This is a genomic window from Kitasatospora sp. CB02891 (assembly GCF_002803145.1).
GTDB lineage: Bacteria > Actinomycetota > Actinomycetes > Streptomycetales > Streptomycetaceae > Kitasatospora > Kitasatospora griseola.
In genome coordinates this window covers 445,170-467,408 of record NZ_NNBO01000004.1, presented here as the reverse complement: position 1 = coordinate 467,408, position 22,239 = coordinate 445,170, and the positions used below count along the sequence as shown (strand labels likewise).

Here is a 22,239-nt window from a genome sequence, read left to right as displayed (position 1 = left end):
TGCTCTCACCTCCGACACGACCAGCGGAGAGGACACCCGGGATGACCGAGGAGCAGGCGACACAGGCGGCACGGACGGCCTCCGACGACGCCACGCGGGAGTACGCGGAGCACCGGGAGTTGTTGTTCTCCCTGGTCTACAACCTGCTCGGCAGCGTCGCCGACACCGAGGACGTGCTGCAGGACACCTGGCTGGCCTGGGCGGCGCGGCGCGCGGACGCGGCGGCGGCGCCGGTGGAACATCCGAAGGCGTACCTGGTGCGGGTGGCGGTGAACCGGGCGCTGGCGCAGCAGGCGGCGGTGAGCCGGCGGCGCGAGACGTACGTGGGGCCGTGGCTGCCGGAGCCGCTGGTGGGCCCGTCGGCGGAGCCGGGCGCGGTCGGGGACGGGCAGGCGGAGGTGGAGCGGGCCGAGTCGGTGTCGATGGCGCTGCTGGTGGTGCTGGAGACGCTGTCGCCGCTGGAGCGCAGCGCGTTCGTGCTGCACGAGGTGTTCGGGTACAGCGGCGCGGAGATCGCCGGCATCCTGGGTCGAAGCCCGGCGGCGGTGCGGCAGTTGACGAAACGGGCGCGGGATCACGTGCAGGCCAGGCGGCCCCGGTACGAGCCGGAGCCGGCGGTGCGGCGGCAGGTGACGGAGCGTTTCCTGGCGGCGGCCCTCGGCGGCGACCTGGCGGCGCTGCTGGAGCTGCTGTCGCCGGAGGTGACGCTGTGGGGCGACGGCGGCGGGAAGGCCCCCGGGGGGCTGCGTCCGCTCACCGGCCGGTCCAAGGTGGCGCGGCTGCTGGCGGGTCTGGCGCCGAGGACCGGCCGGGGCCTGGAGTTCGACTGGCGGACCGTCAACGGCGCGCCGGCGGTAGTGCTTTCGGCCTTCGGCCGGACGTTCGCGGTACTGGTGCTGGACCTGGTGCCGGACGGCGACCGGATCTCCGGCATCTACGCGGTGTCGAACCCGGACAAGCTCGGAGGCGTGGCGTGAAGGGCACCGGCGTGAAGGGGTCCGACGTGCGCGGCTCCGGCCTGAAGGGCTCCGACGTGAACGGCTCCGGCGCGAAGGGGTCCGGCCCGAGCCGGGCCGCCGCGTGGTTGACGGTGCCCGCCGGCCGGCGCGGCAAGTGGGTGGTGCTGGCGCTGTGGGCGCTGCTGCTGATACCGGCCCTGCTGCTGGCGGGGCGGCTCGGCGAGGCGGAGCAGAACGACAACGCGGCATGGCTGCCCAGTGGAGCGGAGTCCACCGCCGTGGTACAGCGGGCCGCCGCGTTCGGGGCGGCGGACACCGTTCCGGCGATCGTCCTGTACGACCGTCCGACCGGCATCACCGCCTCCGATCTGACGAAAGCACAGGCCGACGCGGCGGCGTTCGGCTCGGTCGGGGCCGTGGTCGGCGCCGTGCAGGGCCCGGTCGCCTCGCCGGACGGGAAGGCCCTGCAGACGGTCGTCCAGCTTCGCAAGGGCAAGGACGGCTGGGAGGGGCTGGGCCACAGCGTGGACGCGCTGACCGCGATCGGCGCCGCGCACGCGGACGGCCTCGGGTTCCACGTCACGGGGCCCGCCGGGTACGCCTCCGACTCGATCAAGGCGTTCGGCGCGGGCGGCAGCCTGACCACGATCACCGCGATCGTGGTGGTGGTGATCCTGCTGCTCACCTACCGCAGTCCGTGGCTGCCGCTGCTGTCGCTGGTCACCGTCGGCGGGGCGCTGGCGGTCGCCGAGGCGGCGGTGTTCCTGCTGGCCCGGTACGCCGGACTGGTCGTCAACAAGCAGACCGGGTTCATCCTGGTGGTGCTGGTGTTCGGCGCGGCCACCGACTACGCGCTGCTGCTGATCGCCCGCTACCGCGAGGAACTGGCGGTTCATCAGGATCCGCACGAGGCGATGGCCCGGGCGCTGCGCCGCTGCGCCCCGGCGATCACCGCCTCGACGGCGACCGTCGCGGCGGGACTCCTGCTGCTGGTCCTGGCCGAGCTCAACTCCACCCGCGGCATGGGGCCGGCCTGTGCGATCGGCGTCCTGGTCGGCTGGCTGGCGATGCTCACCCTGATGCCCGCCCTGCTGGTCGCCTGCGGACGCCGCGCGTTCTGGCCGCGCCGCCCCGGGTTCGGCGCGGCCGCACCGGACGGCGGCCGGATCTGGACCCGCCTGGGCGACGCGATCGCCCGCCGCCCGCGCACCGTCTGGATCGGCACCGCGCTCGCCCTCGGCGCGCTCGCCCTCGGCTCCTTCTCGCTGCGCGCGGACGGCCTCGCCGACACCGAGCAGTTCACCGGACACCCGCAGACCGCCGTCGGCAAGCAGATCCAGTCCGCGCACTTCCCGGCCGGCGCTGGCGACCCGCTGTACGTGGTGGCCGGGGCCGGCGCCGCCGAGCCGGTCCGCGCGGCACTGGCCGGCGTACCCGGCGTGCGGGCCGTCTCCCCGCCGCTCCCGGCCGGCTCGCAGATCCTCCTGTCGGCCGAACTGTCCGCGGACCCGAGCAGCCGGGACGCGATGCACACCGTCGCCCTCGCCCGCACCGCGGTGCACGCCGTGCCCGGCGCGGACGCGCTGGTCGGCGGGACGACCGCGATCGCCCTGGACACCCGGGACGCGGCCGCCCACGACGACGCCCTGATCATCCCGGTGGTGCTGCTGGCGGTCCTGCTGATCCTCGCCGTCCTGCTCAGGTCGGCCGTCGCCCCGCTGCTGCTGATCGGCACCGTGGTGCTCTCCTTCGGCGCGGCGCTCGGGGTCTCCGCCCTGGTCTTCCGCCACCTGTTCCACTTCGCCGGGACGGACGCCTCGTTCCCGCTCCTCGCCTTCGTCTTCCTGGTCGCCCTCGGCGTCGACTACAACATCTTCCTGGTCACCCGCATCCGCGAGGACGCCCGCACCCTCGGCACCCGCCGCGCCGCCCGCACCGCGCTCACCGCCACCGGCGGCGTCATCACCTCCGCCGGCCTGGTCCTCGCCGGCACCTTCGCCGCGATGGCCTCGCTCCCCCTGGTCTTCGCCGCCGAACTCGGCTTCACCGTCGCGTTCGGCGTCCTCCTCGACACCCTGATCGTCCGCTCCGTCCTCGTCACCGCCCTCACCCTCCACACCGGCCCCCGCCTCTGGTGGCCGGCCCGCCACCCCTGACCCACCCAGCCCGGCCGGCGTCGCGGCTCCTCACCGCCCACGCCGGCCGGCCTCCGGGGCCTCAGGTCGCGGACTGCACGAAGACCTGTTCGCCCTCTCCGTCCGGTTCCTCGAAGTCGGCCACGTACCGGTCGAGCAGTTTCTGATGGACCGTCACGGAGTTGGCGCCCTCCTCGCCGTTCCGCACGGCGAGCCGGCGCTCCAGCGTCGTCCGGTCGGCCTTGAGATGGATCAACTCCCAGCAGCCGCCGTGGCTTTCGACCAAGGCCTTGTAGTCGTCACGGGCGGCGCGGCTCCAGAAGCTGTAGTCCACCACCACGTCGCGCCCGGCCCGCACCAGTGCGACCAGTTCGTCCCGCTGAAGGCGGCGGACCTCTTCCTTGAGCCGGTCGTACGCATCGGCCTCCAGCACCAGGCCGGCATCGCGCTGCCCGAGCCGCTGCCAGACCACTTCGTCGATCGACAGCCGGACGAAACCGCGTCGCACCAAATCCTGCGCGTAGGTGGTCTTCCCCGCTCCGGGAAGCCCGCACATCAGCACCACTGTGCTCGATCGACCTGCCATCCGGTCAGGTTGGAACCCGGAGTCTCATGGCAGCGTCGATCCGGGTTGTTTACCTGGGCTATGACGATCCGAAACCCCGCTCGCACCGTTCGTTCCCGCACGCGGCGGCAGTTGCCCAAAAGTTCACCGGTACGGGCGAACTGACGATGGGTCTGGAACGGCCCCGCCCGGCCGCGCCCGTGGTGTGGTGCGGTCGAACGGGGCCGTGGACGTCCGTCGGCCGGTGGGCCTATTGCCGTCAGACCAGGTGGTCGAAGGCCCCGGCCTTCGCGCCCTGAACCATGGCCCGGATCTCGTCGCGCGTGTAGACGAGCGGCGTCTGCTCCGGCCGCTTGGAGTCACGGACGGCGATGAACGCGCCGACCACGCCGAACTCCACGCAGTTGTCGTTGCCCCCGCTGAACGGGGACTTCTCCCAGACGACCGCTGAGTAGTCCAGTTCGGCGGGGACGGGCTTGGTGGTGCTCAACTCTTACAGCTCCTTGAGAATCTTGCTGATCCGGCTGCGGGTCTCGGGTGGGCCGAGGGCACGGGCCCGCAGATGGTCGAAGACCTCGGTGTAGCGCTCCACATCCTCAGATCCCTCGAAGTACACCGAGTTGGTGAGATTCTCCACCCAAACCACCTCCGGATTCGAATCCGGGAAACCCATCAGCATGAACGATCCGTACAGTCCGGGATGGAAACCGGCCGCGAACGGCAGCAGCTGAAGCGTGATGCCCGGACGCGGCGAGAGCTCCAGCAAGTGCTCCAACTGCCCTTTGAAAACAGTTCGGTTGCTCCCGATCCGCGCTATCGCGGCTTCGTCGATCACCGCCCAGAGCTTCGGAGCGCCTTCACGGTCCAGCAGCTTCTCCTGCCGCTCCATCCGCACCGCGACCAACGCGTCGATCTGGCGGTCCGTCAGATCCACCCGCATCTCGGCGATCACCCGGCGCGCGTAGTCCGCGGTCTGCAACAGGCCCGGCATCAGCTGCGGTTCGTACGACCGCAGGCTGGTCGCGCTGGACTCCAGTGCCAGATAGCCGCCGTACTGCGTGGTGTTGATGACCGCCGAGTACTTCTTCCACCACTGCTGACGCTGCGCCTGGTCGGCGCGGACCAGGTCGAGGATGTCCTCCCGCTCGGCCGGGTCGGTGACCTGGTAGCAGTCCAGCAGGGCCTTCACCAGCAGCGGGGTGGTGCCCCGGTCACCGTTCTCGATCCGGCTCAGCGAGCTCTGGTTGACCTCCACCACCTCGGCGACATGAGTCAGCGTCAATTCCCGTTCGTCCCTCAACTCCTTGAGCCTGGACGCGAGCTGACGACGGTAGACCGACTTGGGCGTGGGGTTTCTCTTCGCCATGGGCCGCAGTCTCCACCGAGCCGAGACCGCACAGCAACTAGATCGAGGGAAATCGGGCTGGGCATATTGCCCAGTCGGTAATCATGGAGGCATGCTGACTCCCGGTAGCGCGCAGTGACCTCATTGTCGCTCCTCGTGGCACCGAACGCCGCGTGCCCCGACGCCGACACGACCGCCGAACCCTTGAGCGAGCCATCACCCTTCGGTGGCCGACGACTCGCTCCACCGCCCGGGAGCCCGCCATCCGCGAAGACCTCGCCCCCTCACCGCACAAGTCCGGCTCCACCCAGGGCTTCTACCTCTCGCCGCGCCCCGACGGTTTCGTCCTGCACATGAACGCCAGTGCCGCACACCTGGTCGACATGCGCGCCCACGTCCTCAAGACCGTCACCTCGGCCGGCGGCACCGAGGAACTCGCCGACGCCGCCCGACTGGTGGCGAGCGAACTCGTCGGCAACGCGGTACGCCTGTGCGGCCCGCACGCACCCGTCGTCGTCCTCCTCGCCCACACCGAGCAGGACGTCGTCGTCCAGGTCCACGACCCCGAACCGGCGGCCCTCCCCTGCCGCTCCACCGAGCCCCCGGACAACCCCCGCGCCAACACCGGCCGCGGCCTCTGGATCCTCGACGCCCTCGCCCCGGGCTGGACCGTCACCCCCACCCCCCTCGGCAAACAGATCACCTGCACCCTCCCCCGCCACTGACCCCCGCCCACCCGACCGCAACCCGCCCTCACCGACCCCACTGCGCCGCCTCGCCTCCGTATCCGCCCCCTGCCCGCTCCCACCAACTCCCGCGCGCCGCCCCACCCCTGAACCCGTCCCCCGGCCGCAGGCCACAACCCCCACACCCCGGCAGGCCGCAGCCCGCTCCCACCAACTACGGCCGCGCCGCCCCACCCCTGAACCCGTCCCCCTCGCCGGCCGCAGGCCACAACCCCCACACCCACCCCTCAGCCGACCACAACCCGCTCCCACCAACTACGGCGCGCTGCCTCACCCCTGAACCCGTCCCTCTCGCCGGCCGCAGGCCACAACCCCCACACCCACCCCTCAGCCGACCACAATCCGCTCCCACCAACTCCGGCGCGCTGCTCCAGTCCTGAACCCATCCCTCTCACCGGCCGCCCTCAGCCGGCCGCAGGCCGCTCTCACCAACTCCTGCGCGCTGCCAGCGGGTTGCGCAGGTGGTTGACCAACTCCCGGCGGAGCACCCGGTCCTGCGCGGTCTCGGTGGGCAGGTCGAGTTGCACGATGTCGACGCCGGCCGCGCGCAGGAGGTTGATGCGGGACGCGACGGTCGCGGGGGAGCCCGTGTAGGCGTTGGCGAGGTTGCGGCGGATGTAGGAGGCGATCTGATCGGGGCCGGCGAGGCCCCGCTCGCGGTCGCGGTCGAGCGCGACCGCGTCCAGGTGACGGGCCGCTTCGGGCCCCGCCGCCAGGCGGATCGCGTCGCGACGGAGGCGCCGCAGGTGCTGCTGCGCAGCGGTGTCGGTGTCGGCGAGGACGACGGTGACGTGCCGCCAGATGCGCAGGGTGCGCCCGTGGCGGGCGGCGACGGCGCGGGCTTCGGCGATCCGCCGCCGGGTGTCGGGCAGCGGCAGCGGTGGCACGGCGTACACCTGCGCGTATCTCGCGGCGAGTTCGACGCCCTGCGGCGACGAGCCGCCGAAGGAGAGCAGTTCGCCGCGGGGCGCGGGCCGCAGGCCGGGTCTGGCGGCGCGCAGGGTGTAGTACTCGCCGTGGTGGTCGAGGTCGGTCTCGGTGGCGAGGTACCGGGTGAGGACCGAGAGGTACTCCTCGGCGCGTCGGTAGCGCCCCTCCTTGGGCAGGGTGTCGCCGTCCCGGGCGACGTCCGTGTCGCTGGAGCCGATGATCAGGTGGGCGCTGATCCGGCCGCCGGAGAGCCGGTCCAGGGTCGCGAGCGCGCGGGCGGCGGTGGTGGGCGAGGTGGTGCCGATGCGGTGGGCGGCGGCGATCCGCAGGCGGCTCGTGGCCGCGAGCGCCCAGCCGGCCACCAGCCACGGGTCGGGCCAGGAGGAGGACTGGACGACGAGCGCGCTGTCCAGGCCGTCCTCCTCCAACTCCCTTGCGGTGCGGCTGATGTGCGCGGGGTCGGCGGTGCGCTCGCGCGGGTCGGGCGCCCAGCGCAGGGCCTGCCGTTCGGCGGGGGTGTCGCCGAGCACGGGGGCGGCGCGGACGCCGCCGCGCAGTTCGAGTTCCATCGAGGGTCTCCAGGTCGGACGGATCGAGGTGGTGGGCGGGCCGCCGAAGCGCGGCCCGCCGCAGAACAGTCGGCGGTCACCTCGCGGTGGGCCCGAGCCGGGCGAGGGTGTCGAGCAGGCGGGTGCGGCTGGTGAACACCTCGGGCGGCAGCGAGACGTACAGCTGGATGGCGGTGACGCCGGGCTGCTGGTAGCGCAGGATCTGTTCGCGGCACTCCTCGGGCGAGCCGCTGAGGAACAGCGTGTCGACGACCTCGTCGGGCAGCGCCCGCTGCGCGCCCTCGTGGTCGCCGTCGGCCCACCGCTTGTGCGTCTCGGCGAGCAACTCGCCGTTGCCGAGCCACTGGTGGAACTTGCGGTAGGGCTCCCGGTTGAGGATCCAGGCGAGGAACGGCCGGCTGGCGCGGTGCGCGTACGCGGTGTCCTCGGTGGGGCAGACGAACACCTTGACGACGAGCTCCTTGCCGGGCGGCTGCGGGCCGACCGCGTCGAGCACCTTCGGCAGGTCCTGGGCGCCGAGCAGGTTGGTGATCGCCCCGTCGCCCTCGGTGAAGCCGAGCCGGAGCATGCCGGGTCGCAGCGCGCCGAGGATGACCTTGACCGGCTCGGTGGGCGGGTGCGGCAGGCGGTAGCCGGTGATGGAGAAGGTGTCGAACTCCCCGGCGACGTGCTCTCCGCGCAGCGCGGCGGTGAGGAAGCGCAGGACGTCGCGGGTGCGCTTGAACGGCTCGTCGAACGGGATGCCGTTGATGTCGGTGACGTGCGCGGGCACCGACGCCCCGATGCCCAGCAGGACGCGCCCGGGCGCGAGTTGGGCGAGCGTGGCGGCGGTCTGGGCGAGCACGGCGGGCCCGCGGGTGTGCACGGGGACGATGCCGGTGGCGATCCGCAGGTGCGGGGACCAGGCGGCGGTGGCGGCGAGCGGGGTGAACGCGTCGGTGCCGCCGCCCTCCGCGCTCCACACGTCGCTGTAGCCGAGCTCCGGCAGCCGTTCCACCAGGAAGCGGTGCCGGTCGATGGTGAGTCCGGGCAGCGGCAGGGTGATGCCCCAGGCCGGCGCGGACCGGTGGTTCTGCATGGTCGATCAACTACCCTTCTGTCTACCTGGCCTGACTGCCAGTCACTTCCCGACCCGGACGGTGGTGAGGTCGAGGAACCAGGACTGCGGCTGGACGAGTCCGTGGACGGTCGGCGCGAGGGCGCGCGGGTTGCGGTCGTTGACCACGAACAGCCACGGGGCGTCCTCGGTGACCTTCCGCAGCGCGCTGCGGTAGTCGGTCTGCCGGGCCGCCTGGTCCGGCTCGGCAGCGGCGGCGGCGATCAGGCCGTCGACCGCCGGGCTGGCGTAATGCCCGGTCCAGAACGGGCTGTTGGAGCCGACGAACAGCGGCAGCAGCGCCTCGGACTGGAACAGCGTGGTGGACTGGGCGATGGCGTCGGAGCCGAGCGCGACCTGCCCCTTGGCCTCGGCGCCGATCAGGGTGGTCCAGTCGGTGGTGCGGATCTCCACCTTGATGCCGACGGCGGCGAGGTCGCGCTGCAGCGCCTCGGTGATCGGGACCGGCAGCAGGTTGCCGGAACCGCCGGTGGGCACCGTGACCGAGGTGCTGAACCCGTTCGGGTAGCCGGCCTCGGCGAGCAACTTCCGTGCCTTGTCCGGGTCGTGGGAGTACCGGTTGCCCGCCGGGTCGTAGGCGGCGGTGGCCCGCGGCGCGGCCTGGTACGCGGGGTCGGCGGTGCCGTGCAGCAGCTTGTCCGCGACGGCCTGCCGGTCGATCGCGAAGTTCGCCGCCTGCCGGACCCGCACGTCCGCCCACGGCCCCTTGGCGGTGTCGAGGATCCAGTACCACAGGTGGTCGTAGCTGTTGGTGAGGATCTGCGCGCCGGAGGCCTTCAGGCTGTCCAGGTCGTCGGGGTTCGGGTACTCGATCCAGTTCACGCCGCCGGAGCGCAGCGCGGCGGTGCGGGCCGCCGCGTCGGGCAGCGCCTTGACGATCAGCCGGTCGAGCTTGGGCGCGCCGCGCCAGTACGTCCGGTTGGCGGCGAGTTCGACCTGCTGGCCCTCGGTCTGCGAGACGAACCCGAACGGGCCGGTGCCGACCGGGTGTTGGGCGAAGTCGGCGGTGCCGCTCTTGCGCACGGCGGTGGGGCTGGCGATCAGAACGTGCGCGAGGTCCTCCGGGAAGTGCCCGTTGGGTGCGGTGGTGACCAGTTCGATGTGGGTGTCGTCGGTCTTGCGGTACGAGGCGATGTCGCCCGCGTACTCCTTGGCGGCCGCGCCGAGCGCGTCGGTGTACTCGGGGCTGGACCTGTCCAGGTAGCGGTGCAGGTTGAACAGCACCGCGTCGGCGTCGAACGGCGTGCCGTCCTGGAAGGTGACGCCCTGGCGGAGGGCGAACGTCCAGGTCAGCCGGTCCGGCGCGACCTGCCAGGACTCGGCGAGCGCGCCCGTCACCTGCGGCGGCCGGTCGGTGTCCTTCAACAGCTCGTACCGGGTGAGTCCTTCGTAGATCTGGAAGCTCAGCAGGCGCTTGCCCTCGAACCCGGCGCCGCCGATCACGGTGTCCAGGTTGGGCAGCTTCCCGGTGGCCCCGATCACCAGCGTGCCGCCACCGGCTCCGCCGGCCCCGTCCCCCGCCCCGCCGTCCGCGGTGGCGCAGCCGGCGCTCGCCAGCAGGACGGCGGACGCGGCAAGTGCGGCGGCTCTGGAACGGGTACGGGCGTAGGTGCTCATGACGGTCCTTCGTTCGGTTCGACGGTGGTGCGGACGTTCGGGTCGCGCAGCGCGACTTCGGGGCCGGAGGCGGCCAACAGGGCTTGGGTGTAGGGGTGTTGTGGTGCGCTCCAGAGGGTGTCGGTGGGGCCCTGCTCGACCACTCGGCCGGCCCGCAGCACCAACGTGCGGTGCGCGAACCGGGCGACGGCGGCCAGGTCGTGCGAGACGAACAGGTAGGCGGTGCCGGTGCGTTCGCGCAGTTCGGTCAGCAGGTCCAACAGCCGCCGCTGGGTGGCGGGGTCGAGCGCGGACGTCGGCTCGTCGCACACCACCAGGGCCGGTCCGGTCGCCAACGCCCGCGCCACCGCGACGCGTTGCAGCTGTCCGCCGGAGAGCTCCCGGGGGAACCGGCGGGCCAGCTCCGGCGCGAGACCCACCTGCCGGAACAGCTCTCCGATCCGGTCGGTCCGTTGACGCCGGGGCACGCCGTGCGCCCGCAGCGCGAACCCGACTGCCTCGCCGGCCCGCAGCGCCGGGTTCAACGAGCCGCGCGGATGCTGCGGCACGAACTGCAGCCGCCCCCGCACCTCCCGGTCGGCCCGCGCCCGCAGCCGCGCCGGGTCCCGCCCCTCGAACGCGACCGCCCCGCCGTCCGGCCGCACCAGCCCCAGGGCGAGCCGCGCCAGCGTCGACTTCCCCGACCCCGACTCCCCCACCAACGCGACGGCCTCCCCGGCGCGCACCTCCAGACTCACCCCGCTGACGGCGGGCCGCCCGGCCCAGCTCTTGGAGACCTCGTCGAGCCGGAGGAGCGGGAGGTCGTCCGGGGACGGCTCGGTGGGCGTGTCGGTCACCGGTGGGCTCCTGTCGGGCTGGCGCCGGTCGGGACCAGGAGGGTCTCGACCGGGCCGGTGACGGTGAGTCGGCCGTGCCGGAGGACGGCGAGGGTGCCGCCGATCCGGGCGGCGGCGGAGAGGTCGTGCGTGACCAGCAGCAGCGCGAGGCCCTGCTCGGTGCGCAGCGTGCTGAACAGGTCGAGGATGTGGGTCCGGACCAGGGCGTCCAGGGCGGTGGTCGGCTCGTCGGCGATCAGCAACTCGGGCCCGCACGCCACCGCGAGAGCGATCGCGGCACGCTGCCGCAGCCCCCCGGACAGTTCGTGCGGGTACGCGGCAGCCACCCGCGACGGCTCCGGCAGCCCGACCGCGGCGAGCACCGGCAGCGCGGCCGCCCGGGCGGCCTTCCGGCTCTCGGCGAGGCCGTGCCGGCGCAGCACCTCGGCCAGTTGGGCGCCGATCCGCCGCAACGGGTCGAGCGTCGCGGACGGGTCCTGCGGGACGTAGCCGATGCGGCGGCCCCTGATCCGCGACAGCTCCCCTTCGGGCAGCCCCAGCAGCTCGGTGCTTCCGAGCCGCACCGACCCGCCGACCCGCGCACCGCGCCCGGGCAGCCCGAGCACCGTCCGCGCCACCGTGGTCTTCCCGCTCCCGGACTCCCCGAGCAGCACCAGCGCCTGCCCGGCCCCGAGAGCGAGGCTCACCCCGTCCACGGCCCGCACCCCGCCGGGGTACTCGACCGTCAGGTTCTCGATCGTCAGCACGCTCATGTCTCCCTGCTCGGCAGGCGCACGGCCAGGGGCGCGGGGAGCGGCGCGACCGGCCCCGGACCGGCGGCCGGGTCGCGGGCCGTGGTCGAGTCATGGCCCGCGTCGCGTTCCTGCGGCGGGTTGCCTTCCGTCTCGCGCGGTTCCGCCGCCTCGGCTTCGCCCGGGGCCACCCCCGGCACCCCCCGGTTCCCCGCCTGCGCGCGCAGCGTCTCGCCGAGGGTGTTGAAGAGCACCGACACCCCGAGGATCACCAGCGCCGGAGTCGCGGCGAGCCAGGGGTGGGTGAAGATCGCGGGGCGGAGCTCGTCGAGCATCGCGCCCCACTCGGGGGTGGGCGGGGCGACCCCGAGGCCGAGGAAGGAGAGGCCGGCGGCGTAGACGATGGCGAGGCCGACCAGGGAGGTCGCGTAGACCAGGACGACCGGGGCGACCACCGGCAGGACTTGGCGCAGGACGAGCGCGGGCCAGGTCGCGCCGCTGACTCTCGCGGCCTCCAGGTACTCGGCGGAGCGGATGCGTCGGGTCTCGGTGAACGCGACCCTGGCGACGGCGGGGGTCAGGACCACGGACAGCGCCAGCACGGTCGCACCGAGGCCCGGCGTGAGCAGGGACGCGACGGCGATGGCGAGCAGGACGCCGGGGAAGGCGTACAGCACGTCGAGGGTGCGCAGCAGGGCCTGTTCGGTGAGGCGTCCGCCGAGGCCGGCCGCGATGCCGAGGAGGGCGCCGGCCAGGCCGGCCACGGCGACGGGCAGCAGGCCGGCGGTGAGGGACGGGCGGGCGGCCCACAGCAGGCGGCTGAGGATGTCGCGGCCCTGGCTGTCGGTGCCGAGCAGGTGGCCCGCGCTGCCGGGGTCGAGCAGCCGGTCGGCGAGCTGTCCGGCGGTGGGGTCGGCGGGTGCGAGCAGCGGTGCGGCGACGGCCAGCAGGACGGGCAACAGTGCGGCGGCGCCGGCCAGCGCGCCGATCGGAAGTCGATTTGTCGTCATGTCAGCCCCGCACTCGGGGGTCGATCAGGGCGTGTGCGGCGTCCACCAGCAGGTTGATGCCGACGAAGGCCGCGCCGACGATCAGCACGCCGCCCTGGATGAGCGGCAGGTCGCGGGCGGTGAGCGCGTCGTAGAGCAGGCGGCCCAGGCCGGGCCAGGCGAACAGGGTCTCCACGAAGACCACTCCCTCCAGCAGGTAGGCCAGTTGCAGGCCGCCGATGGTCAGCAGCGCGGGCGAGGCGTTGTGCGCGCAGTGCCGCAGCACGGCGGCCCGGCCGAGGCCGCGGGCGCGCAGGCCGTCGGCGAGGTCGCCGTCCAGGACGGCGGAGAGCGCGGCGCGGTGGACGCGTGCGGTGAGGCCGAGCGGGACGAGGGCGGCGGCGGTCGCGGGCAGCAGCAGGTGGCGCAGCAGGTCGCCGGGGCCGCCGCCGGAACCGAACGCGTCGTGGGTGCCGCCGGCCGGGAGCAGTTGCCAGTGGACGGCGAACACCGCGATCAGCAGCAGCGCCACCGAGTACTGCGGGGCGGAGACGGCGAGCGTGGAGGCCGCGCTGCACAGGCGTCCCCACCAACCGCGCGGGCGAAGCGCGCCGAGCGTGCCGAGCAGGACGCCGCCGGCCAGGACGAGGGCGAACGCGGCGGCGGTGAGGGTGAGGGTCTCGCCGAGGGCGGGCAGCAGCAGGGCGGTGACGGGGCGTTGGGCGGAGGTCGAGGTGCCGAGGTCGCCGGTGAGGGCGTGGCCGAGCCAGTCGAGGTAGCGGACGGGCAGGGGCCGGTCGAGGCCGATCCGTTCCGCCAGGGCCTGCCGGGCCTCGGCGGGAGCGCCGGGGCCGAGGAACGCGGTGACGGGGTCGCCGGGGACGAGCGCGACGGTGGCGAACACGACGGCGCTCACTCCCAGCAGGGTGGGCACGGCGAGCAGCAGGCGGCGCAGCAGGAAGCCGGTCACGAGGTGCTCGGGTCGGCGGGGACGGTGGCGGGCATCGGCGGGGCAGGTCCTTCGGTTCGATGACGGGCGGGGGCACCAGGTGTGCGCGGTGCTCACGGCGCGACCCGTCGGGTGTGTCCAGGCCGAGCGTCGTGGACGGTGCGTGGGGGCAGCCAGCCAGGCGTTCATGCTGATACCGCTGGTCATAGGAACGGCGGCCCGGGGTACCGCGCTGCGGCCGACGGCCTGGCGGCGAACTTTCCTTGACCGGCCGTCACCAGCGTCCATACGATTTCCGGTATGGCATATCGGCGGACCGACTTCACCCTCTGGGGAATCGGCGGCTCGTGGCACCGCAGGTGCTTCGACGAGACCTGTCGTCCCGGCGCGGTGCGCCGCCCCCGGGCCTGACCGGCCCCGGCGTCCGCCCGTCCTCCGCCGGGATCCCTGCGCGCGCCGTCGTCCGGCCGCCGCCGATCCCCACCTCCCGTGCCGGGCCCCGTGCCCCGGCCCGCCGCCTTCGAGGGGACCTCCGCCATGCACCCGTACCCCGTCACGCCCTCCCGCCGCCGGGAGGTCCCGTGCCCGCGCTGACCCGCGGCGCCGCCCGCACCCTGCGCCCGCCCACCCGGCGCGGCACCCGGTCGCTGGACGCCCTGCACACCGAGATCGACAACCCGCTCGACCTGCTGGCGGGCCATCAACTGCTCTCCGACGCCGCCCGCCCCGCCCCCGAGCCCGCCTGCACCTGCGGCCACCCGCTGTGCCCGGCCGGCGCCCACCGGACGGCCGCGACCCGGATCTTCCTGATCGAACGCCACCCGGTGGTCAGCGCCGGGCTGCGCAGCGTCCTCGCGCCCGACCCGGACCTCGCGGTGGTCGGCTCCGCGACCGACCCCGCGCACGCGCTGGCCGCCGTCCACCGGGCCCGCCCCGATCTCGTCCTGCTCGGACGCGGATCCGGTCTGGACGCCGACCTCGCCGCCGTCGCCGCACTGCGCCGGCCCGAGGGCGCGCCCGGCGCCCGCGTCCTGCTGCTGCGCCGCGCCGAGACCACCACCGAGGCGAGCCGCATCCTGCTGGCCGGCGGCAGCGGCTGCTTCCCGCTCGACCTGCCGCCCGACCGCATCCTCGACGCCGTCCACCTCGCCGCCGCCGGCGCGACCCTCTTCCTCCCCGCCCCCACGCCGCTGCGCCCGCACCCCGCGCCCGCCGAACGTCCCCTCGACCAGGTCGGCCTGACCGACCGCGAACGCCAGGTCCTCACCCACCTCGCCCTCGGCCTCAGCAACGCCGAGATCGCCCGCCGCCTGACCCTCGCCGAAGCCACCGTCAAGAAGCACCTCACCCACGCCATGCGAAAAACCGGCCAGTCCGACCGCCTCCGCGCCGCGCTCTACGCCGTCCGCCACGGCCTCACGGGCTGAGCCCGGGCGGCGAACGCAGCGGCTGCACGGTCGAGTTGACCGACCGGGGCGCCGGCCCGGGCAGGCCCTGCCGGGCACGGTCCGCCGGAGCCGCCACGGCGGGCGGCAACCCGTCGTCGGTGGCCCGGCCGACGGCTGCGACCATCCTCGGGTGCGCCGACTCGACGAACTGATCAACGTGGACGACCCGGCCTGGCCCGAGCTGCGGGAGGCCCTCGCGGCCGCGCCGTCGATCCGGGTGCTGCCCGCCGACGAGCCGGAGGCCCACCGCTGTCTGCTCCAGCTCCAGGTCACCGCGCGCTCCACCCTCGGCGCGCTGACCCTGCACACCGGCGGCCTGCTGCTGGACGACGGCTGGCTCCGGGTGTTCGGCGGTGGACCGGCGGGCCTGGACCGGGTCAACCGGTTCCCGACCACGTTCGATCCCGCCTGGCACCCGGGGACCGGCCTGGTCCTCGCCCACGACGTCCTCGGCGGCGTCTTCGCCCTGAACGGCCACGACCCGGCCGCCGCCGGCCGCCCCGGCGCCCCCGGCCAGGTGACGTACTTCGCCCCGGACTCGCTGGAGTGGGAGGCCCTGGACGTGGGCCATTCGGCGTGGACCTCCTGGCTGCTGTCCGGGCAGTGGGCGTCGTTCTACGACGGCCTGCGGTGGCCTGGTCGGCGCGAGGAGACCGCCGCGCCGGCAGCCGACCAGGGGATCGCGGTGCATCCCTTCCGCTGGTCGGAGCAGGCCCGCCAGGATCTCGCGGCCACCAGCCGGCGGGCCGTCCCGATGCGTGAACTCCTCGGCATCGCCGGAGACTTCGCACAGCAGGCAGGCCTGCCGGACCCCGGCTTCCTCGGGGACGTGCAGCAGCGCGAGCGAAACGGGCTGCCGGCGACCTACGGTTCGATCTCCCCCGCGAAGACGATGATCTGGTCGATGAGGCTCCGCCGCAGATGGACGACATCCGTTCCCGCCAGGCGGGGACCTCCGTCGGGCGTGGTGAAGGCCCACTGGTACCGGGCCCACTCGTCGGGCATGTCCACCGCCGAGCAGCGCGCCATCGTGCCGGTCCCCGCCGGGTGGTGCCGGATGTCCAGCACGAACCGCTCGACCGCCGCGATTCCTTCGCTGCGGCCCAACGGCCCCCAGAAGACCACGTCCGAGGTCAGGGCCTGGGAGAGCAGGGCCGTCACATAGCTGTCGTCCGAGGCGTTGAACGCGGAGACGAACGTGTCGATCGCGGAGCGTGCAATCTCTTCCTGCATGTCCTAGTAATACCAGCCGTTCCGCGTGCGCTCGTCCCGCGAGCCGCCTTCCGGTCACGGTGAGCCGCCCCGGTCGCAGCACCGGCCGCCCGGAGCACGCGGACGCCAACGGGTTTCCCGGCTACTGCGCCCGGGCGCCGGTCGCGGCCCGCGGGCGGGTGGCGCGGGCCGTGCACGCGGCTGCGGTGGTGAGGGCGACGGCCGTGCAGAGGGCGGCGGCGCCGAGCAGCTCGGGCCAGGCGACCGCGGTGGGCGGGGTGGTCAACAGGTGGGTCAGGGCGGCGTGTTGGGTCACGGCGGTGAGGGCGGTGGCGGCCGCGGCGAGCAGGGTCCCGGCCAGGACGGCGATCGCCGCCTCGGCGGCCACGACCGCGACGATCTGGCGGCGGACCGCGCCCGCGAGACCCAGCAGGGCGAACTCGCGGTGGCGTCCGGCCACGGCCATCGCCAGGGTGCCGGCGACCGAGATCAGCGCGTACGCCAGCGCGATGCCGAGGACCACCACGGCCGCGTTGTCGGCCTGTTCGGCGGCCTTCGCGTGTTCGGCCGCCAACACGGCCTGCCGGGTGGTCAATTGCGCACCCGTTCCCGCCAACGCCCGCTCGACCGACGGGCGTCGGGAATCGTCCAGCCCGTCCAGGTACAGCGAGGTCGGCGGCGCCGCGCCGATCAGCGACGCGGACAGGTAGGCGTCGTCGCCGCCGAGCCCCCGCGCCACCACTGCCGCGACCACCACCGGAACGCGCGTGCCGGTCGGCAGCAGGGCGACCAGGTGGTCGCCCACGGCGATGCCGTCGGACTCGGCCGCGTGCTCGTCGATCACCAGGAAGTCCGCGGGCAGTTCGGCCGCCGATCCGGCCCGCACCGGCGGCGTGAACGTGCGCCCGAACGCCGCGGCGGGCACCGCCTGCACGCGCAGCGAGTCGAGCTGTTCGCCGTCCGCCGTACCGATCTTGACGTTCAGCGAGGTCACGGGCGTGACCCGGACGCCGGGCACGGCGGCCAGCCGTTCGGCCGGCCCGGTCGCGCCGGGCGCCGGCAGCACCACGTCCGTCGCCCGCACCTCCTGGCGCTGACGGGCCGCCACGGCGGCGTCCGCGGAGTGCTGCGCCGTCAGCAGGGTGCCGACCAGCCCGACCGCGAGCACCACCGGGGCCACCGTCGCGGCGGTGCGCCGCCGTTCGGTCAGCACGCTCTCGCGCACCAGCATCGGACCGGCCTTCGCGGAGCGCCGCAGCGGCCAGGTCAGCGCCCGCGCCAACGGCGGCAGCAGCACTGGCGCGAGCAGCGCGAACGCGCCGACGTACAGCACCGGAACGGCCTGGTACTTACGGACGTTGGCCGCCAGGTACGGCTCGGTCCGGGCGACCACGACGCCGGCGACGACCGCACCGATCAGCAGCGCGCCGCCCAGCAGCAGCCGCGCCGGCACCCGGCCGCGCCGCTCCACCGCGCTCTCCCGCAGCGCCTCGGCGGGGCGGATCACCGACACCCGGACCAGCGTCGCCGCCGAGCCCGCCAACGCCGCCACCACTCCGAGCAGGAACGCGACCAGCAGCGGCAACGGGCGGAACGGCACGGTGAACCAGGACGGCGCGACGCCGTGGTGCAGCATCCAGCCGCGCAGCGGAGCGACCGCGAGCGGCGCGAGCGCGCAGCCGAGCAGCGCGGCGGCCGTCCCGATCAGCGCGGCCTCGCCGAGCACCAGCCGCCGCACCTGCCGGGGCGCGGCCCCGACCAGTCGCAGCAGGGCGAGTTCGCGGCGGCGCTGCTCGGCGGCGAACGCGAACGTCGCGACGACCACGAACACGGCCACGCAGACGGCGAGTCCGGTGGTACTGCCCGCCATCGCCTGCGCGTTGGCCAGCGCCTGCGCGCCGCCGGTGTCGTCGGGGTCGATCCGGGTCCGGTCCGACCCGGCCAGCACGACGGCGCGCTCGCCGACCACGGCCCGCAGTCGATCGGAAGTCAGGTTGCTCACCAGCGCGTTGACGCCCGGGGACAAGCGCTGCGCCTCGGCGTCGGTGAAGAACGCGGCCCGCTCGAACCAGCGGCCCTCGGTGACGCCGACCACCCGGTAGCGTCCGGCGCCGGTCTCGACCTGACGCCCGATCAGCTGCGCGTCCGCGCCCGTCAGCACGGTCTCGTCGGAGGCCTGCGGCGGACGCCCGGCGCGCAGCCGGTAGCCGGCGAACGCGGCCGACGACCACCCGTGGCCGGTGGCGTCGCCGTCGAGGCGGAGCGGGAAACTGCGGTCGGGCGCGGCGCCGGCCTCGACCAACTGCGCGACCAGGTCCGGCGGGAGGACCGCCGGGGCCTTCATCGGGTGGTCCGCGAAGCCGGCCAGGGCGACGACCGTCCCCGCGTCCCGGAAGCGCTGCGGGCCGGGGTGGGGGGTGCCGAAGGTGGCGGTCAGGACCAGCGCCATGGCGCCGATCATCGTGACGCCGAGCGCGAGCGCGACGAACGCGCCGAGGAAGCTCGTCCAGCGCTGCCGCAAGGTGGCTGCCGCGAGGCTCAACACGCGTACTCCCCGGACTCGTTGGGCTCCAGCGCGGCCATCCGCAGCGCGACCGCCTCCGCCGTCGGATCGGGCAGCTCGCCGACCACCCTGCCGTCCGCGAGGAACAGCACCCGCTGCGCGTACGAGGCCGCCACCGGGTCGTGCGTCACCATGACCACCGTCCGGCCGTGGCGCTCCACCACCTCCCGCAGCAACGCCAGCACCGCCCGCGCCGAACGCGAATCCAGGGCGCCCGTCGGCTCGTCCGCGAGGATCACCTTCGGCCCGGCGGCCAACGCCCGGGCGATCGCCACCCGCTGCTGCTGCCCGCCCGACAGCTCGGCGGGCCGATGCCCGCCGCGCTCGGCGAGCCCGACCTCGGCCAACCGCCGGTCGATCTCCGCCGGATCGATCCGCCGCCCGGCCAGCCGCAGCGGCAGCTCGACGTTCTGGCGGGCCGTCAGCACCGGCACCAGATTGAACGACTGGAACACGAATCCCAGCTGCTCCCGGCGCAGTTCGGTCAGCTCCCGCTCCGACATCCGATGGACGCGCTGCCCGTCGAGCAGCACCTCGCCCTCGTCCACCGGCTCCAGCCCCGCCGCGCACAGCAGCAACGTCGACTTCCCCGACCCGGACGGCCCCATCACCGCCGTGAAGCTCCCCGCCGCGAACGCCGCGTCCACCCCGTCCAGCGCCCGCACCACGCCCTGCCCCCGCCGATACGCCCGCCGCACCCCGGCCAGCCGCACCACGTGCTCCCCCGCCACACCCTCGCTCATCACCGCCCAGACGCTAGGCCCCCGCCCGCCCCCCGCACCTCCGGACGGCCCCTGATCCGGACCCTGAACTGTCCCTGACCCGCCGCCCGACGACTACGGTCAGCACCATGACCGCCTCCCACCCCCACGAGGTCGTCGCCCGGCCGCGCACCGCCGCCGGAGTCCTGTTCTTCGACCCCGAGGGCCGACTCCTGCTGGTGAGGCCCACCTGCAAGGACGGCTGGGAGGTCTGCCCGTCGTCGAGGCCGCACCCCGGCCCGGTGACGTGGCCGGGAATCTGCCCGTGCAGTGGTCGGGCCGTGAACTCATCGGCCGGACGGCCCGGTTCAGCCTCGCCGACGAGGTCCGGGACTCGCTGCGCCGGCGCGAGGTCCGCGACGGCGTGCTCGGCATGCGCTGAACCCCCCGCCTCGCCCCGGTGCGTCCGGCGTCCGTCACGGGAGGGCCGCGCACGCACGTCACATGAACGGCTGATCGGGTGGACGGCCGCAGGTGGCGGGAGTGTCGCGACCGGTTGGCCGGCCAGGTACCCCAGGCTCGTCCCCAAACAAGGAGGCGATGACCGTGATCCCCGTACGCCGATCCAGCGTCCTCGCCCGCACCGCGCTGGCGGCAGCCGTCCTGATGGCCGCCGCCACGGCGTGCAGCAGCAGCGGCAAGTCCCCCGCTGCGACGAACAGCCCGACGGGTGGCGCGACCGGCGGGCCGGCGGGGACCGTCACGGTGACCGAGAAGGAGTACTCCCTCGCCTTCTCCGAGATGCAGCTGACTCCCGGCAGTCACACGTTCGTCGCCCACAACGCCGGGACGACGGACCACGCGCTGGCCATCTCGGGCCCCGGCGTCACCACCATGCAGACCTCGCCCATCCCGCCGGGCGGCGACGCACAGTTCACCGTCACGCTCCAGCAGGGCAGTTACGAGCTGTGGTGTCCGATCGACGACCACAAGGCGCTCGGCATGGACGCCCACGTCCAGGTCGGTGCGGGCGGGACGGGGTCGCCCGCGCCGACCGGCGGGGCCACCGGCGCCACGCCGCCCGGCAATGGCTACTGACATCCGGCACTCCGACACCGAGCGGCCGCTGCTGCGCCGGGCGCTCCAGTTGGTCACGGCGGCGGCGCTGGCGGTGAGTGCCGCGATCCACGCCGACCTCGCCCCCGGCTACGACGCGATCGGCGCGCACCTCACCCAGGGCACGCTGTTCCGGCTCGAAGCGGCCGTCGCCGCCCTCGCCGCGCTCCTCGTGCTGGTGGCCGGCCACCGGCGGGCCGTGTGGATGTTCGCCGCGCTGGTGTCCGCCTCCGCCCTCGGCGTCCTGCTCCTGTACCGCTACGTGGACGTGGGCGCCATCGGCCCGCTGCCGAACATGTACGAACCCGCCTGGTTCCCCGAGAAGACCACGACCGCGATCGCCGAGGCCGTCGCCACCGTCACCGCGATCGCGGGGTTCCTCACCACCCGGCGTCCCCACTGAGCGCCGACGGGCACGACGCCGTGGCCCCGGCGCCCCGGCGGGGCGCCTACTTCCCGAGGCGGGACGCGTTCGCGGCGCGGCGGGCGAAGACCTCGGCCTGGCGGTCGGTCATCTCGCGGAGGGCGGACTTGCGGGCGCGGGACGGGAGCCGGTCGAGGTAGAGGCGGCCGTGGAGGTGGTCGGTCTCGTGCTGGAGGCAGCGGGCGAAGTAGCCGTGGCCCTCGATGGTGAGGGGGCGGCCGTGGAGGTCGAAGCCGTGGGCGACGGCGTGGTCGGGGCGGGCGAGCTCGCGGTGGGGGCCCGGGACGGAGAGGCAGCCCTCGGGTTCTTCGAGCAGGCGGCGGTGGGTGGCGGGGAGGTCTTCGAGGACGGGGTTGGCCAGGTGGCCGACGTGGCGGACGCCCCAGTCGTCGGTGATGTCCCAGATGAAGAGCTGGAGGTCGACGTCGACCTGGTTGGCGGCCAGGCCGGCGCCGTCGGCGATGTGGTTGGTGGCGAACATGTCGTCGATCAGGCGGGCGAGTTCGGGGGTGCCGAACTCGGTGACGGGGCGGCAGCGGCGGTGCAGGACCGGCTCGCCGACGACGGTGATCCGGCGGACCGCGCCGCGTTCGGTCTCGGGGGCGAGCGCCGGGTAGGTGTCGACGGGTTCGCCCTGGACGCGGACCCGGCGGTCCTGCGGGGTGTCGGCCATGAGGGGTTCTTGCCTGCCTCTGCTCGGTGGTGTGTGACGGCTTGTCATCTGCTTTGCAAAGTAGCACGCTTTGCAAAGTGACCGATGAGATTCGCGAGACCGAACGGGCGCTGCCGCCCGGTGTCCGCCGCCCGCTGCCCGACCACCCCGTCCGGATCGCCCTGCTGGACCTGCTGGCCGAGGCCGGCACCGTGACGTCGACCGGGGCCGCCGCACGGCTCGGGCTCAGCTCGGGCCTGTGCTCGTTCCACCTGCGGCAGTTGGCCCGCTACGGGCTGGTCGAGGAGGTCCCGCAGGGTGGCCGCGCCCGCCCGTGGCGGCTGCGCTGGGAGACCGAGGACACCCCCGCGCCGCACCCCGTCCACCCGACCGGAGCGACCGACGCCGCCGACGCCGCCGAAGCGCCCGAAGCGGTCGCCGAGCCGTTCACCGCCGTGCTCCACCTGACGCCCGCCGAGGCCGACGAACTCCGGCAGAAGGTACGGGCGTTGATGGCGCGGTACGTCGACCGCGAGGACCGTCCGAGCGGCGCGCAGCCGTACGCCGCGGCCGCCCGGATCGTCCCGCTGCTGCCCGGCTGAGCGGCGCCCCGCAGGCGACGAAGGTCGCCCCGG

At 74.3% G+C, this 22,239-nt stretch carries 22 protein-coding genes and 1 pseudogene; 9 read left to right on the top strand and 14 right to left on the bottom strand.

Annotated elements, in window-relative coordinates; all coding sequences use genetic code 11:
* Positions 1-41: 41 nt before the first annotated feature.
* Positions 42-977: an RNA polymerase sigma factor SigJ gene (gene sigJ / locus CG736_RS12955; RefSeq protein WP_100586337.1), complete on the top strand. Its 936-nt coding sequence runs from the start codon at positions 42-44 to the stop codon at positions 975-977.
* A gap of 11 nt (positions 978-988) precedes the next feature.
* Positions 989-3,115, top strand: coding sequence for an MMPL family transporter (locus CG736_RS12950; RefSeq protein WP_232733959.1), 2,127 nt, complete (start codon positions 989-991; stop codon positions 3,113-3,115).
* A gap of 61 nt (positions 3,116-3,176) precedes the next feature.
* On the opposite strand, the gene CG736_RS12945 is transcribed toward CG736_RS12950, so the two are convergent.
* From CG736_RS12945 to CG736_RS12935, 3 genes are all read right to left on the bottom strand, one after another.
* Complete coding sequence (locus CG736_RS12945; RefSeq protein WP_100586336.1) at positions 3,177-3,680, bottom strand: ATP-binding protein; 504 nt, start codon at positions 3,678-3,680, stop codon at positions 3,177-3,179.
* Between the two features lie 238 nt (positions 3,681-3,918).
* A complete protein-coding gene (locus CG736_RS12940; protein ID WP_100586335.1) occupies positions 3,919-4,149 on the bottom strand; it encodes a DUF397 domain-containing protein in 231 nt (76 codons plus the stop codon).
* Between the two features lie 3 nt (positions 4,150-4,152).
* Entirely contained in the window at positions 4,153-5,025 is an 873-nt protein-coding gene (locus CG736_RS12935; RefSeq protein ID WP_100586334.1) for a helix-turn-helix transcriptional regulator, read from the bottom strand.
* Between the two features lie 152 nt (positions 5,026-5,177).
* On the opposite strand from CG736_RS12935, the gene CG736_RS12930 reads away from it, so the two are divergent.
* Positions 5,178-5,729 carry an ATP-binding protein gene (locus CG736_RS12930; protein WP_232733958.1) on the top strand — a complete coding sequence of 184 codons (552 nt, stop codon included), beginning with the start codon at positions 5,178-5,180 and terminating at the stop codon, positions 5,727-5,729.
* A 446-nt stretch (positions 5,730-6,175) separates the two neighbouring features.
* On the opposite strand, the gene CG736_RS12925 is transcribed toward CG736_RS12930, so the two are convergent.
* From CG736_RS12925 to CG736_RS12895, 7 genes are all read right to left on the bottom strand, one after another.
* Positions 6,176-7,249: an LLM class flavin-dependent oxidoreductase gene (locus tag CG736_RS12925; RefSeq protein WP_100586333.1), complete on the bottom strand. Its 1,074-nt coding sequence runs from the start codon at positions 7,247-7,249 to the stop codon at positions 6,176-6,178.
* A gap of 76 nt (positions 7,250-7,325) precedes the next feature.
* The gene (locus tag CG736_RS12920; protein ID WP_043910687.1) at positions 7,326-8,327 is read right to left on the bottom strand and encodes an LLM class F420-dependent oxidoreductase; all 1,002 of its coding nucleotides are present in this window, start codon (positions 8,325-8,327) and stop codon (positions 7,326-7,328) included.
* A 42-nt stretch (positions 8,328-8,369) separates the two neighbouring features.
* A complete protein-coding gene (locus CG736_RS12915) occupies positions 8,370-9,983 on the bottom strand; it encodes an ABC transporter substrate-binding protein (RefSeq protein WP_100586332.1) in 1,614 nt (537 codons plus the stop codon).
* Complete coding sequence (locus CG736_RS12910) at positions 9,980-10,819, bottom strand: ABC transporter ATP-binding protein (protein ID WP_100586331.1); 840 nt, start codon at positions 10,817-10,819, stop codon at positions 9,980-9,982. The genes CG736_RS12915 and CG736_RS12910 overlap by 4 nt, the downstream gene beginning before the upstream one ends.
* Positions 10,816-11,571, bottom strand: a complete 756-nt coding sequence (locus CG736_RS12905) for an ABC transporter ATP-binding protein (RefSeq protein WP_100586330.1) — start codon at positions 11,569-11,571, stop codon at positions 10,816-10,818. The genes CG736_RS12910 and CG736_RS12905 overlap by 4 nt, the downstream gene beginning before the upstream one ends.
* Complete coding sequence (locus CG736_RS12900) at positions 11,568-12,560, bottom strand: ABC transporter permease (RefSeq protein ID WP_100586329.1); 993 nt, start codon at positions 12,558-12,560, stop codon at positions 11,568-11,570. The genes CG736_RS12905 and CG736_RS12900 overlap by 4 nt, the downstream gene beginning before the upstream one ends.
* Position 12,561: 1 nt before the next feature.
* Positions 12,562-13,509: an ABC transporter permease gene (locus CG736_RS12895; RefSeq protein ID WP_100586328.1), complete on the bottom strand. Its 948-nt coding sequence runs from the start codon at positions 13,507-13,509 to the stop codon at positions 12,562-12,564.
* A 560-nt stretch (positions 13,510-14,069) separates the two neighbouring features.
* Here CG736_RS12895 and CG736_RS12890 point away from each other — a divergent pair.
* Positions 14,070-14,915, top strand: a complete 846-nt coding sequence (locus CG736_RS12890; RefSeq protein WP_157815557.1) for a response regulator transcription factor — start codon at positions 14,070-14,072, stop codon at positions 14,913-14,915.
* A 151-nt stretch (positions 14,916-15,066) separates the two neighbouring features.
* A pseudogene (locus CG736_RS37640) lies at positions 15,067-15,753 on the top strand (DUF2625 family protein); the annotation flags it as partial.
* 47 nt (positions 15,754-15,800) lie between these two features.
* On the opposite strand, the gene CG736_RS37635 reads toward CG736_RS37640, so the two are convergent.
* From CG736_RS37635 to CG736_RS12875, 3 genes are all read right to left on the bottom strand, one after another.
* Positions 15,801-16,169, bottom strand: a complete 369-nt coding sequence (locus tag CG736_RS37635) for a nuclear transport factor 2 family protein (RefSeq protein ID WP_232733974.1) — start codon at positions 16,167-16,169, stop codon at positions 15,801-15,803.
* Positions 16,170-16,290: 121 nt separating this feature from the next.
* On the bottom strand, positions 16,291-18,690 hold the full coding sequence (locus tag CG736_RS12880; RefSeq protein ID WP_100586325.1) for an FtsX-like permease family protein: 2,400 nt from the start codon (positions 18,688-18,690) through the stop codon (positions 16,291-16,293).
* Positions 18,687-19,454: an ABC transporter ATP-binding protein gene (locus CG736_RS12875; protein ID WP_100586410.1), complete on the bottom strand. Its 768-nt coding sequence runs from the start codon at positions 19,452-19,454 to the stop codon at positions 18,687-18,689. The genes CG736_RS12880 and CG736_RS12875 overlap by 4 nt, the downstream gene beginning before the upstream one ends.
* Before the next feature lie 265 nt (positions 19,455-19,719).
* Between CG736_RS12875 and CG736_RS38380 the strand changes: the two genes are divergently transcribed.
* The 3 genes from CG736_RS38380 to CG736_RS12865 all read left to right on the top strand — a co-directional run bounded on the left by CG736_RS38380 (position 19,720) and on the right by CG736_RS12865 (position 20,931).
* Complete coding sequence (locus tag CG736_RS38380; RefSeq protein ID WP_255419000.1) at positions 19,720-19,854, top strand: hypothetical protein; 135 nt, start codon at positions 19,720-19,722, stop codon at positions 19,852-19,854.
* 164 nt (positions 19,855-20,018) lie between these two features.
* A complete protein-coding gene (locus CG736_RS12870) occupies positions 20,019-20,510 on the top strand; it encodes a copper-binding protein (RefSeq protein WP_157815556.1) in 492 nt (163 codons plus the stop codon).
* Complete coding sequence (locus CG736_RS12865) at positions 20,500-20,931, top strand: hypothetical protein (protein WP_100586323.1); 432 nt, start codon at positions 20,500-20,502, stop codon at positions 20,929-20,931. The genes CG736_RS12870 and CG736_RS12865 overlap by 11 nt, the downstream gene beginning before the upstream one ends.
* Before the next feature lie 46 nt (positions 20,932-20,977).
* Here CG736_RS12865 and def read toward each other — a convergent pair whose 3' ends face one another.
* Positions 20,978-21,625 (bottom strand): peptide deformylase, encoded by a 648-nt coding sequence (gene def, locus CG736_RS12860; protein ID WP_100586322.1) that lies wholly within the window; start codon positions 21,623-21,625, stop codon positions 20,978-20,980.
* 77 nt (positions 21,626-21,702) lie between these two features.
* Here def and CG736_RS12855 point away from each other — a divergent pair, with 77 nt between their 5' ends.
* A complete protein-coding gene (locus CG736_RS12855) occupies positions 21,703-22,206 on the top strand; it encodes a helix-turn-helix domain-containing protein (protein WP_232733957.1) in 504 nt (167 codons plus the stop codon).
* The last annotated feature ends 33 nt before the right edge of the window (positions 22,207-22,239 follow it).